The following is a 13,186-nucleotide window of genomic DNA, read 5'->3' as shown; positions in this document are numbered from 1 at the left end:
GTACGTTAAGTTTGAATTCAGCGATCGTCGCTAATCTGGTCCCATCGAAACCGAAACAGGACCCGATTATCATGAAAATCCGTTATCTCGCCCTCATCCTCGCCCCCTTGTTCAGCACTGGCGCATTTGCGGCTGGCTACACCGGCCCTGGCGCCCAGTCGGTAACCACGGTTGCCGCCGCGAACGACGCCGCCGACGACACCCCGGTTGTGCTGCAGGGCTTCGTGACCAAGAAGATCAACAACGACGACAAGTACGAGTTCAAGGACAACACCGGCACCATCACTGTCGAGATCGACGATGAGGACCTGCCGCCGACACCGTTCAACGACAAGACCAAGGTGAAGCTGACCGGTGAGGTTGAAAAGCACCTGATGAGCCGGGAAGTGGATGTGGATATTGTCGAGATCATCAACTGATCTGATGGCCTCTTCGTGGTCACACCCGCTCCCACAGGTTGTGGGTGCGGGCGTGCCCACGAATGCATCACACCGTTTTGGGTGGCAACTTGCTCAGGTGCAACGCCACCATCAAGGCCACCGCCAGCAAGCTGCCAATGAACAGCCCGATCCCGTTCCAGCCCCACTGGTGCCAGAACACCCCGCCCGCCGTACCGGCCACGCTGGAGCCAGCGTAGTAGCAGAACAGGTACAGCGACGACGCCTGCCCCTTGGCCTTCAGCGCCCGGCGGCCGATCCAGCTGCTGGCCACCGAGTGCGCACCAAAGAAGCCGAAGGTGAACACCAGCATGCCCACGATCACCATCACCAGTGGACTGGCCAGCGTCATCAGCAAGCCAACCGCCATTACCACGATACTGGCCCAGAACACCTTGCGCCGGCCCAGTTTGTCCGCCAGGGCGCCGACCTGTGCAGAACTGTAGATACCCGACAGGTAAACCACCGACAGCAAGCCGACCAGCGCCTGGTTCATGTGGTAGGGCTCGGCCAGCAGGCGGTAGCCGATGTAGTTGAACAATGTGACGAAGGCGCCCATCAGCAGGAAGGCTTCAAGGAACAGCCAGGGCAGGCCGGCGTCCTTGAAGTGCATGACAAAGCCGTCCAGCAGGCTGCGTGGGTTCATCGTCTGTGCGCGGAAATTGCGTGACTCCGGCAGCACCTTCCAGAATACCAGCGCGGCCACCAGGGCCAGGCCGCCAATGGTCAGCATCGCCGTGTGCCAGCTGACGAAGTCGATCAGTACGCCCGTGATGAGACGCCCGCTCATGCCGCCAATCGCGTTGCCGCCGATGTACAGGCCCATGGCCAGGCCAATGTGTTGCGGGTGGATCTCTTCGCTCAGGTAAGTCATCGCCACTGCCGCCAGGCCGCTCAGCGACAGGCCGACCAATGCGCGGGTGGCCAGTACCAGCTCCCAGCTGGGCATCACTGCGCTGGCCAAGGTGGACAGGGCGGCGCAGACCAGCGCGAACACCATCACGGGCTTGCGTCCGATGCGGTCAGAAATGGGGCCGGTGATCAGCAGGCCGAACGCCAGCATGGCGGTGGACACCGACAGCACCAGGCTGCTCTGTGCCGCGTTGATGGCAAACTCCCGGGACAGCAGAGGCATCATCGGCTGTACGCAGTACAGCAAGGCGAAGGTGGCGAAACCGCCGCTGAACAAGGCCAGCACGGTTTTCATGAAGGCGGGTGTGCCTTTTTCGATCCACATTTCGGTCAGGATGGCAGGTTTTGGCTCAAGGAGGAGGGGGGCTACTGCAGTTTTCACGGGCGGGTACCTCTGGCGCAATGAAAAAAGCATATAGCTGGCTAACGATTAGATCCAATATATTGTTCGACCTATTTGAGATGTTTTACGACTTGATTGGAGCGGCTCATGGAACTGCGTCATCTGCGTTACTTCATTGCTGTGGCCGAAGAGCTGCACTTTGGCCGCGCCGCCCAGCAGCTGGGTATTTCCCAACCGCCCTTGAGTCAGCAGATCCAGGCTCTGGAGCAGGAGTTGGGGGCCCGGTTGTTCGACCGTACCAATCGTCGTGTCGAACTGAGCGAGGCCGGGCGATTGTTCCTCGAGGAAGCGCGCCAGGTATTGGCGCAGGTGGAGAAGGCCGCGGATGTCGCCCGGCGTGCGCAGTTGGGCGAGCTGGGGGAGATGAAAATCGGTTTCACCTCCTCGGCCCCGTTCACCTCGAAAATCCCCAAGGCCATTCACGCCTTCCGTCAGCGCTTTCCGGCGGTGCACCTGAACCTCAAGGAAATGAGCAGCCGTGATGTTGCCGAAGGGGTATTCGACGAGTCCATCGAGGTGGGGTTGATGCGGCCGATGCCGCTGCCGGAGGGGTTGGTGGCCACCGAGTTGTTCCGAGAACCGTTGGTGGCGGTGATCAATGCTTCGCATCCGCTGGCTGAGGGCACTGAGCAAGGCGTCTACATGGCGGCGTTGGCCCCTGAGCCCTTCGTGTTCTTCCCGCGCAGTTATGGCAGCGGCTTGCATGCACAATTGCTGAGCCTGGCACGGCATGCGGGTTTCAGCCCCCATTTTGCGCAAGAGGCAGGGGAAGCGATGACCATCATCGGCCTGGTCTCGGCGGGGCTGGGGGTGTCGGTGTTGCCGGCGTCGTTCCAGCGCATGCGCATCGAAGGGGTGGTGTACCGCACCTTGCTCGATGAAGAGGCGATGACGGCGGTGTGGCTGGTGCAGCGCGAGCGTGGTCATTCGGTCATGGCCAAGGCATTTGCCGAGTTGTTGACAGGGCAGGTGGTCGGTCAGGCGTGATGCCGGTCAAATGGCACTGGTCATTGCCCCACTGCCGCCACATACTCGGGCATTCGTTGATACACGGAGGTCAATCATGCGGCGCGTGGTGTTCAATCAGAAAGGTGGCGTGGGCAAGTCGAGCATTGCCTGCAACCTGGCGGCGGTCAGTGCCAATGAAGGCTACCGGACCTTGTTGATCGACCTGGATGCCCAGGCGAACTCGACCCAATACCTCACCGGCCTGACCGGCGAGGACATCCCCATGGGCATCGCCGATTTCTTCAAGCAAAGCCTTTCCAGCGGGCCGTTCAGCAAGAAGAACAAGGTCGATATCTACGAAACCCCGTTCGACAACCTGCATGTGGTCACCGCCACTGCCGAGCTGGCCGACCTGCAGCCAAAGCTGGAGGCAAAACACAAGATCAACAAGCTGCGCAAGTTGCTCGACGAGCTGGACGAGGATTACGAGCGTATCTACATCGATACCCCGCCGGCGCTTAATTTCTATGCGGTTTCTGCGCTGATCGCTGCCGATCGCGTGCTGATCCCCTTCGACTGCGACAGCTTTTCGCGCCAGGCCCTGTATGGCCTGCTGGCCGAGATCGAAGACCTCAAGGAAGACCACAACGAAGACTTGGTGGTCGAAGGCATCGTGGTCAACCAGTTCCAGTCACGTGCCAGCCTGCCGCAGCAGATGCTCGACGAACTGCTGGCCGAAGGGTTGCCGGTGCTGCCGGTGTACTTGGGCAGCTCGGTGAAAATGCGCGAATCGCACCACGCCAGCCTGCCGCTGATTCACCTGGAGCCGCGGCACAAGCTGACTCAGCAGTTTGTCGAGCTGCATTCGCTGCTTGAAGAAAACGCTTAAACCCCTTGGCTACGCAGCCACTCCAGCAGCGACTGGAGTGGAAACGCCCCGGCCTGGCGGCTGATTTCGCGGCCGTTCTTGAACAGCAGCAGGCTGGGGATCGAGCGTATGCCCAGTTGCCCTGCGAGGTTACGGTTGGCTTCGCTGTCGAGCTTGGCCAGGCGGCAGCGGCCAGCAAGCTTCCGGGCGGCCTCTTCGAAGGTGGGGGCGAATGACTTGCACGGGCCGCACCAGTCGGCCCAGATGTCGACCAGCAGCGGCAGGTCGCCTTTGATCTGGCTGGCGTAGCTGGCTTCGGTAAGTTCGAAGGGGGTGCTCAACAGCACATCCTTTTTGCAGCGACCGCATTTCGGCGCATCGCCCAGGCGCTCGGCGGGCAGGCGGTTGAGGCCGTTGCAGTGGGGGCAGGGGATTACCAGTGGGTCGGTCATTTCATCTCCGGTGTTGGGTTCACGGTTTCCTTGTGGGAGCGGGCGTGCCCGCGAACACCGGCGAAGCCGGTGCAATCCATCACGTTGCCTGCTTCGCGGGCACGCCCGCTCCCACAGGATTCGGCGCTAATCAGGAAGAGCAGCTGATTTCCAGGTGCTTGCCCCACTCCGGCGGTCGCTCGGCGTAGGCTTGCATCCCGGGCTGTTCCTCGAAAGGCCTGGCCAGGACTTGGTGCAGCCGTCGAACTTCACTGTAGTCCCCCGCCTCGGCCGCTTCGATGGCTTTCTGCGCCAGGTAGTTGCGCAGCACGTACAGCGGGTTCACCGCATGCATCCGCTCGCGGCGGCCTTCGGCATTGCCGGGCTCACGCCCACAGCGGGCCAGGTAGTCTGCGCCCCAGGCATCGAAACCGGCCAGGTCGATAAAGTCATCGCGCGCCACCTTCAGCGCCTCGGCTACCGGCTGCTCACCCAGTTTGCGGAAGAACAGGCTGTAGTCCACGCCACCGCGTTGCATGCACTGCAGCAGGCGCTCGACCAGCACCATGTCATCATCTTCGGCGGTGGTCAGCCCTAGGCGCCGGCGCATCAGGTCCAGGTAATGGGCCTGGTACAGCGGCAGGAACAGGCCCAACGCTTCCTTCAGTGGCTCAACTTCGATCACGGTGGTCAGTGCCTGGGCCAGCGCGCTGAGGTTCCAGTGGGCGATGGGCACCTGGTTGGCGTAGCTGTAGCGGCCACGGTCGTCGGAGTGGTTGCAGATGAAGTTGGCGTCGAAGTCATCCAGGAACGCGTAGGGGCCAAAATCGAAGGTGATGCCGAGGATCGACATGTTGTCGGTGTTCATCACGCCGTGGCAGAAGCCATACGCCTGCCAGCGGGCGATCAGTTCGGCATTGCGCTCGACGATGGTGCGGAACATGGCCAGGTAGGGCTGCTCGGCCTCACGGCATTCGGGATAGTGCTGTTCCAGCACATGGTCGATCAACACGCGCTGCTGCTCGGGCTGCTTGGTGTAGTAGAAGTACTCGAAATGGCCGAAACGCACATGGCTCTGCGCCAGACGCGTCAGCATGGCCGCGCTTTCACGAGTTTCGCGCCACACCGGTGTGCTGGAACCGATTACGCACAGTGCCCGGCTGGTCGCGATACCCAGGGCGTGCAGGGCTTCGGAGGCGAGAAACTCGCGAATCGACGAGCGCAGCACGGCACGGCCGTCACCCATGCGGGAGTAGGGTGTCTGGCCGGCGCCCTTGAGGTGCAGGTCCCAGTGTTCGCCTGCGTCGTTGAGCACTTCGGCCAGCAGCAGGCCACGGCCGTCGCCCAGACGTGGGTTGTACGAGCCGAACTGGTGGCCGGAATAAACCATCGCCCGAGGGTCGGCCTCTTCCCACAGTTTGTGGCCGCTGAACAGCTCGGCGAACACCGGCAGCTCGGCCTGGGCGGGGTCGAGGTCGAGCAAGGCCATGGCCGACTCGCTCGCTACCACCAGGCGCGGGTCTGCAATGGGCTCGGGCAGCACCTGGGTGGAGAACGCATCGCCCAGGCGGGCGAAGCGGTTGTCGAAGGTGAGTTGGTCGAGGGCTTTCACGGGACTGCTCCTTGGAATCGGTGCCAATGGGGCCGCTTGGCGGCCTTTCGCGGGTGAGCCCGCCCCCACAGCGGCCAGCGCCCGATTTAGGAGCGGGTTTACCCGCGAACGAGGGCGAAGCCCTCGCAGCCATTTTGCACACAATAAAGTATTCGAGCCCATTCAGGCCGAAGCAGTGCCATCCGATTTTGGCTGTTCCATCGGAATCAATTGCTGCTTGCTGCCCTTCGCATCCATCAGGAACACCTCTACCTGGCGTACCGAGATCTTGATGTTATGGGCCTTGAACTCGCGGTTGATGTAGCGGTTGATCTCGTCCAGCGTCGGGTTGCGGTCGCCCAGGTCACGGACGTGCATGCGCAGTTCGTGGTCCAGCGAGCTTTCGCCGAAGTTGAGGAAGTACACGATCGGTTCCGGATCCTTGAGCACGCGTGGGTTCTCATGCGCGCCCTTGAGCAGCAGGTCGCGCACCAGGTCGAGGTCTGAGCCATAGTCGATGCCCAGCTTCAGCGTCACCCGGGTGACCGTGTCGGTCAGCGACCAGTTGATCAGTTGGCCAGTGATGAAGGTCTTGTTGGGGACGATGATGTCCTTGCGGTCGAAGTCGGTGATGGTGGTGGCGCGGATGCGGATCTTGCTTACCGTGCCCGACAGGTTGCCGATGGTGATGGTGTCGCCAATCCGTACCGGGCGCTCGAACAGGATCATGATGCCGGAGATGAAGTTGGCGAAGATTTCCTGCATGCCGAAGCCCAGCCCTACTGACAGCGCGGCCACCAGCCATTGCAGCTTGTCCCAGCTCACCCCCAGGGTCGACAGGGTGCTGACGATGCCGATGCCGACGATGGTGTACGACAACAGCGTGGTGGTGGCGTAGGCACTGCCCTGGGCCAGGTTCAGGCGAGACAGCACCAGTACTTCCAGCAAGCCTGGCAAGTTGCCGGCCAGGGCGAAGGTGATGCCGACGATCACCAGCGCGCCGAGCAGGTCGCCGAGGCTGATCGGTACCATGCTGGCGGCGGCGCCGGTGCCGCTGGTGTATTCGTAGAGGACGAAATTGTTGAGGTAGGCGAACACCGAGATCAGGTCGGCCCACACCCAGTACAGGCCGGCGATGAAGCCGCCGAGCAGGGCCAGGCGGATCAGGCGCAGCGACTGCTGGTTGACCTGTTCGATATCCAGCGTTGGCTCCTCGGTGATGACTTCGCCATCCAGCCCTTCCTTGGCCGCCGCACGCTTGGTCAACGCACGCTGGTAGGCCAGGCGCCGTGCAGCCACCGACAGGCCGCGCACGAAGGCGGCTTCGATCACCAACCAGAACAGCAGCAGGTACAGGGTGTAGATGAGTCGATCGGTAAGCTTCAGTGCCGTGTAGTAGTAGCCGAAGCACACGGCGACGAACAGGGCGATGGGCAGGGCGGTGAACGCTACCCCCACCGCCCTGCGGAACAGCGAGGTGTCACGGTGTGCCGGGCTGCTGAGCAGCAGACGGCTGAGCAGCCAGGCCATTAGCGCATAGCAGGTCAGCACCACGCCGATGCCCAACACGTCGTCTGCCAGTGCCGAAGGCTGGTGCTCGGCCACCGCCACCACGCCGACCAGTGCCAGCACCACAGTGCCCAGGCGGCGAACCCAGCCGCGCAGGAACTCGACCTGCGGTTTGTGCCAGCGGAAGTGGACTTCCGCCACGCCACCGGGTGCGAGGATACGGTAGGCGGTGTAGAACACCAGCCAGGCCTGGGCCAGCTGCCAGAGTGCGGCGCCCAGGTTGGCGTTTTGCCCGCGAGCATCGATCTGCAAGGCATAGCTGCACAGCGCCAGGCCAAGGCTGACCGGCATCGCCAGCAGAATGTTGATAAGGATTGCCTGGGGCGTGTGCCATTGGCTGTCACGGCGGAAGTGGCCGATATCCTGGTGCACCTTGCCCAACCGTTGGTAAAGGTATTTGCGCCGCCACAAAAGCGCGCCGATCACCAACAGCAGCGGCAGGAACAACAACGGGCGCTGGCTCAGGCCATCGGCCAGCTCTTTCAGGCTGGAGCCCCATGGCAAGTTGGCGACCTGGTCGGCCAGGCGCTTCGGCACGTATTGCAGCCAGTCCCAGTCCAGCGGCTTGTTGCTGGGGATCCAGAACATTTGCTCGTCGAGGGTGGTGCGCAGGCTCTGCGCGGTGCCCAGCAGCTGCTTCTGGTTGAGCTGCAAGGTGATCGATTCGTTGAGCAGCGCCGACAGCTCGCGGTTCAGCCGCTCCAACAGGTCGCTGCGGGTGATGGCCACTTCCAGCAGGGCCTTGCGCAGCTGCGGTGTCACATCTTCCTGCGGTTGCGCCGCCAGCAGCTTGTCGACGTAGGTGACCGGGCTGCTCATCTGCTCGCGTTGCTGGTTGACTTCGAACTGGTACAGGCGGGTGTCGGCGATCTGGTCGGCCAGGTCGCGGTCGACCTTCAGGTGCGGCAGGGTCTGTTTCTGTTTATAGAGAATCTTCGACAGCAGCAGGCTTCCCTTGAGCACGTTGATCTGCTCGTCAAGCGCCTGGTCGGCCTGGGTCAGGCTGTCGAGCTGCTGCTTGGTGCGCAGGTTCTGCTGGGTCAGTTCGTTAAGGCGATCGGTGCTCTTGAGCAGGTAGTCGGAAAGCTTGAGGTTGATCGCGCTTTCAGTGGCCAGCAGGCTGCTGCCGCCGGCCTTCTGAGCCTCGATCGACTGCTGGGTGACGGCTTCCTGGGACTGGGCCAGGCGTTTGGCGTTGATCAGCGTCTGCAGGTCCTGGATTTCCTGCTCCAGGCGCGCAGCGCGCTCGACCATCAGGTCGTGACGCGCATTGCCGAGGTCTTGCAGCAGGCTGTTGCCGGCCAGTTCCTGGCGGCGCAGCAGGGTCAGCGCGTTGAGCGAGGCCAACTCGGCGTTGAGCTGATTGCGCTGGTCGGCATTGATGGCTTTGCCACCGTCCTTGCCGGTTTTGAGGATGTTGTTGATCTGCTGGGTGCGCGTCTGGCTGCTGCTGATCTCCGCCTGGGCGCGCTCGGGGCGGGTTTGCGAGTTGATGATCAGGCTGTTGGCTTCAGACAGCGCCTTTTGCAGCTCGCCCTGCTGCGTGTTGCGTTCGCTGAGCATCTGTTCAAGCTGTGGCACGGTGAGGGTGGCGTAGCGCTGTGCCACCGGTTGTGCCTTGGTTTCCTTGAGCTTGGCCAACTCCTTCTGGCTGTCGCTGGTCTCCTTGGGGGCACTGCTCAGCTGCTGCTTGAGTGCAGCCAGTTTCTTTTCGTTGTCTTCCTTGGCAGCAAGCAGGCTCAACGTTTGCTCGAGCACCTGCTGCAGCGCCTTCTGGTCTGCCTCGGGCAGCTTGCGCTCGGCGATCTTGTCGAGGCTGTTCTGGATACTGGCGGTGGTCGGGGCTTCTGCCGCGCCAGCCGCAAAAGAAAGGGACAGGCACAACCCGAGCAGGGCTGTGCGAAGGTACACGCGCAGGGACATAGGCAGACTACTTGTGGATCCGGCTGAAACGAAGTTTAGAGGAACAATCCTGGTCCGGGTCGCGTTCCTTCGGGGAATCTGACGCCTACTTTCTGGATCTTGTTCCCGTCCATGGTTGCCACGGTCCAGATCGTGCCATGCCATTCGACCTGGTCCCCTACTACTGGAGCGCCTCCGACCTTCTGTCGGATGAACTGTGCCAGCGGCATTTTCGCGTCGAGGCCATCGAGCTTCAGGCCATACAACGCTGCCACCGCACCCAGTTCGGCATCGCCTTCGAGCACGAAGTCGCCGAAGAAGCGCAGGTCCAGGCCACGCTGTGGCGCCTGGCTGAACAACTTACCGAGGGCCGGCAGGTTGTGTTCGTGGCCGATCACGCAGAGCATGTCGCCAACCTCCAGCACGGTGCTGCCCGACGGGTGCAGCAGTTGCTCACCACGGAACAGCGCGGCAATCCGCGTGCCTTCGGGCATTTTCAGTTCGCGCAGGGCGGCACCGATGCACCATTTTTCTGCGCCCAGGCGGTAGACGAACATCTCCCACTCGCTGGTGATGTGCACCTCAAGGGCGGAGCGGGAGATCGGCGCCGGGTCTGGCGGTACCGTCACTTTCAGCAGCTTGGCCACCCACGGCAGACTGGTGCCCTGCACCAGCAGTGACACCAGCACGATGAAGAACGCCAGGTTGAAGAACAGCTGGGCGTCTGGCAGGCCCGCCATCAGCGGGAACACCGCCAGAATGATCGGTACCGCGCCGCGCAGGCCGACCCACGAAATGAAGCCCTTTTCACGGCCGTGGAAAGCCTTGAAAGGCAGCAGGGCCGCGACCACCGACAGTGGCCGCGCCACCAGGATCATCCACAGCGCCAGGCCCAGTGCCGGCAGGGCGATGGGCAGCAGGTCGTGCGGCGTGACCAGCAACCCCAGCACCAGGAACATGCCGATCTGGGCCAGCCAGGCCATGCCGTCGAGCATGTGCAGGATGCCATGGCGGCTGCGGATAGGCTTGTTGCCAAGCACCAGGCCGCACAGGTAAACGGCGAGGAAGCCGCTACCATGCAGGGCGTTGGTCAGCGAGAACATTACCAGGCCGCCGGCCACTACCAGAATGGGGTACAGGCCGCCGGCCAGATTGATACGGTTTACCAGTTGCAGCATCAGCCAGCCGCCGCCCAGGCCCAGCAGCGTGCCGATACCGAACTCACGCAGCAAGTGGCCCAGCAGGCTCCAGTGCAGGCCGGTCTCGCCGCTGGCGATCATGTCGATCAAGGTGACAGTGAGGAACACTGCCATCGGGTCGTTGCTGCCCGACTCGATCTCGAGGGTAGCGGAAACCCGCTCGTTCAGGCCTTTGCCGCCGAGCAGCGAGAACACTGCAGCGGCGTCGGTGGAGCCGACGATGGCGCCGATCAGCAGGCCCTGAATCAGGCTCAGGTTGAACAGCCAGGCGGCGATCAGGCCGGTGAGGGCGGTGGTGATCATCACCCCGACCGTGGCCAGCGACAGCGCCGGCCACAGCGCCACGCGGAAGCTTGCCACCCGCGTACGCAGGCCACCGTCAAGCAGGATGACGGCCAGTGCCAGGTTGCCCACCAGGTAGGCGGTTGGGTAATTGTTGAAGATGATGCCGCCACCATCGACACCGGCGAGCATGCCGACGGCGAGGATGATGACCAGAATAGGGATACCCAGGCGCGACGACAGCGAGCTGACCAGGATACTTGCACCCACCAGCAATGCGCCGATCAGGAACAGGCTGTTGATGGTGCTTGCATCCAAAGGCAGGTACTCCGAGACAGCGGGGAAGGGGCATGGTAGCGCATTCAGCAACAGCCAGCAGGTCGCGTGCCAATCGATTCTAACCTGATGCCGGCGCAGGCTGTAAAGCGATACCGCATCGTCGCTGCGGCGTGCAGCTGTAATGGTTCGCCCACTGTCAGGCAGCCAAGGACATGAATGTCAAAGAAACCATTTCTCTCGCCCAGGTGGCCCAGCGCCTGCTCGGGCAATTTCCTGATTTGCACAATCTGGCGCGCCAGGCGGCGGGCCACGTGCTTCGCCGCCAACTGGGGTACTGGCTGGACCCGGACGGGCTCTATTGGCACGAGTTCCAGTCGGCGGCCAGCAGTTCGTCGAGCTTCACCGGCTGGCGCCACAGTGGGCCGCCACTGCGGTCTTTGAGCCTTACCGAACTGGTCATCCAGCGATTCAGCCCGCAGCAGCAGGCCAGTGCTGACGAGTTGAGTGTTTATGGTGGCTTCTACCGGGTGGATGCCAGCCACGCAGTTTACGACGAGCGCAACGAAGTGCGGCTCGACCCTCGGCAAGTACTGACGGCGTTCTGGCAGTTGGATTTTGCAGGGCGCTACACCGAGGCGCTGAGCAAGTTCCGGTCACGGCATGGCGAAGACTATTGTGTCCTGGCCCGTGCCCGCTTCATTGCTGCTGTGGGCCAATCTGCGCTGAGCCAACCTGAGCGCCAGGAACTCATGGCGGTGACGGTCGCTGATGCCGCTCTGCCAAGCACCGTGCAAGGCCTGCGACAGGCCAGGCAGGCGAATGCCCAACCTCAATGGAACGCTCTTGTCATCGGCGGTATCAGCGCCAAGCTGATGTTCTTGCACAAGCTGAAGACTGGCAGGTTGTGCCTCTATCTTGCCGATGCGCAGGCTGTGGTGAAGGTATTCGACGATCGCCATGCGTTCCAGATGTGGATGGCTGACCAGGCCACCACGACTGCGGGGCGAGAGCGGCTGGTCAGGCTGTTCGTCGGGGACGGGGTACTGGCGCAGTCGCTACGCCCGCGTCTACGCAATTACTTCAAGTTGCTCGCACAGTCGCGAGGCGACACCACGTTTTCAGGACAGGCCATTGAAGGGGACCTGTTCGTTCGTCTGCGCGATTCGGTCATGGATGATCTGACCAGCGACGCCCACGAACGGCTGACCACCAACGCACAGTTGCGCAAGGCCGATTGGCTGTCGGGCTTGCAAGCAGCGAGTTTTATAATTGCGCCGATGGCGCCGCTTGGCTGGCCAGTGATATTGGCATCGCTCGGTCTGGGCACCGCAAGCCTGGCGCTGCACCTGGACCGGGCAATCAATGGCAAGCAGGCCTGGCGCACTGCGGCATGGTGGTCAGTACTGACGGATATCCTGTTCATCCTGCTCGATATAGCCATGATGCGTGCCAGCGAGCTGTTCACTGATGGCCACGTCCCCCCGCGTGTGACTGGTCAGGCGCAAGCCTCCGCTGCCAAGGTCGATTGGGAGCTTTACATGGCGCCGGCGGCAGACGACCTGCTGGCTGTGTCGGATCAGGCGCTGGCCCGCCAGGAAGCCCTGTTGGGCGCGGTTCCGTGGGCTGATCTCGATGCCGTGGGGCCCAATGGCGAGTATCTGGATGCATTCGGTGAGCCCTACCCTGTCTACCGCGATGAGCTCGGGTTTGGTTCGCCCGCCATTGCCGAGTACACCAGCTCGCCGGAGCGCTACAACAACCTGTGGCGGGGTATGCCGCTGGAGGGCACTCGCGCCGGGAATATCCAGCGCAGCCATGACCTTGCCCGCGCACTTGGGCAGATTGGCGTCAGTAATCAGGTGAGGCTGTATCGGGCTGCCTCCAGCCTGCGGGGCACTGGTTTTCAGGCAGTTGGTGAGGGTGCCATTGAAGTGGGTGACGTGCTGGTGACCACCGACTTCACGTCATTCACGGAAAACCCCTATGCCCTCTGGGAGGTTTTCAACGACCCGCAGACCCAGGTCAGCGGCAGGGGGGCTTTTGATGAAAATGCGTTGGTGTATGTATTGGAACCGGGCGAAGACATGCAGGCGACGCCCATCGGGCCCTTTTCAAGGCGACCTGATGAAGCGGAGTCTTTGATGATGCCCGGGCGCTACCTGCAAGTGGAAAAGGTGACGGCCGTTCAAGGGCACAATTATCGCTTTACCGAGGTGTGCCTGAAGGCACTGGCGCAGGCGCCAGGCGGGAAGGCCGTGCGTGAAATGCGCACAGGACAGTTGTTCGATCGCCAGGCGCTGGCGGGGCGACTGGGTGTCGAGGATGATTCGTTGATGCGCACATTTTTTGCGCTGCCCGCCTGAGC

The 13,186-nt window shown here is 62.4% G+C and carries 9 protein-coding genes; 4 read left to right on the top strand and 5 right to left on the bottom strand.

Annotated elements, in window-relative coordinates; translation table 11 throughout:
- Nucleotides 1-71 precede the first annotated feature (71 nt).
- Nucleotides 72-419 (top strand): YgiW/YdeI family stress tolerance OB fold protein, encoded by a 348-nt coding sequence (locus tag LU682_RS27590; protein WP_014859120.1) that lies wholly within the window; start codon nucleotides 72-74, stop codon nucleotides 417-419.
- Nucleotides 420-486: 67 nt separating this feature from the next.
- Here LU682_RS27590 and LU682_RS27585 read toward each other — a convergent pair whose 3' ends face one another.
- On the bottom strand, nucleotides 487-1,674 hold the full coding sequence (locus tag LU682_RS27585; RefSeq protein WP_232014165.1) for an MFS transporter: 1,188 nt from the start codon (nucleotides 1,672-1,674) through the stop codon (nucleotides 487-489).
- A 165-nt stretch (nucleotides 1,675-1,839) separates the two neighbouring features.
- Between LU682_RS27585 and LU682_RS27580 the strand changes: the two genes are divergently transcribed.
- Together LU682_RS27580 and LU682_RS27575 are read left to right on the top strand one after the other, a co-directional pair.
- The gene (locus LU682_RS27580; RefSeq protein ID WP_010955618.1) at nucleotides 1,840-2,739 is read left to right on the top strand and encodes a LysR family transcriptional regulator; all 900 of its coding nucleotides are present in this window, start codon (nucleotides 1,840-1,842) and stop codon (nucleotides 2,737-2,739) included.
- A gap of 76 nt (nucleotides 2,740-2,815) precedes the next feature.
- A complete protein-coding gene (locus LU682_RS27575) occupies nucleotides 2,816-3,589 on the top strand; it encodes a ParA family protein (protein WP_010955617.1) in 774 nt (257 codons plus the stop codon).
- On the opposite strand, the gene trxC is transcribed toward LU682_RS27575, so the two are convergent.
- The 4 genes from trxC to LU682_RS27555 form a co-directional block, all read right to left on the bottom strand.
- A complete protein-coding gene (gene trxC / locus LU682_RS27570; protein ID WP_010955616.1) occupies nucleotides 3,586-4,020 on the bottom strand; it encodes a thioredoxin TrxC in 435 nt (144 codons plus the stop codon). The genes LU682_RS27575 and trxC overlap by 4 nt on opposite strands.
- Before the next feature lie 130 nt (nucleotides 4,021-4,150).
- Entirely contained in the window at nucleotides 4,151-5,611 is a 1,461-nt protein-coding gene (gene selO, locus LU682_RS27565) for a protein adenylyltransferase SelO (protein ID WP_049588303.1), read from the bottom strand.
- Nucleotides 5,612-5,773: 162 nt separating this feature from the next.
- Entirely contained in the window at nucleotides 5,774-9,082 is a 3,309-nt protein-coding gene (mscK, locus tag LU682_RS27560; RefSeq protein WP_010955614.1) for a mechanosensitive channel MscK, read from the bottom strand.
- 35 nt (nucleotides 9,083-9,117) lie between these two features.
- Nucleotides 9,118-10,860: a potassium/proton antiporter gene (locus tag LU682_RS27555; RefSeq protein ID WP_010955613.1), complete on the bottom strand. Its 1,743-nt coding sequence runs from the start codon at nucleotides 10,858-10,860 to the stop codon at nucleotides 9,118-9,120.
- A 173-nt stretch (nucleotides 10,861-11,033) separates the two neighbouring features.
- Between LU682_RS27555 and LU682_RS27550 the strand changes: the two genes are divergently transcribed.
- Complete coding sequence (locus tag LU682_RS27550) at nucleotides 11,034-13,184, top strand: dermonecrotic toxin domain-containing protein (RefSeq protein ID WP_010955612.1); 2,151 nt, start codon at nucleotides 11,034-11,036, stop codon at nucleotides 13,182-13,184.
- Nucleotides 13,185-13,186 lie beyond the last annotated feature (2 nt).

It is taken from the genome of Pseudomonas alloputida (assembly GCF_021283545.2).
Taxonomy (GTDB): Bacteria; Pseudomonadota; Gammaproteobacteria; order Pseudomonadales; family Pseudomonadaceae; genus Aquipseudomonas; species Aquipseudomonas alloputida.
This window is presented reverse-complemented; position numbering and strand designations above follow the sequence as displayed.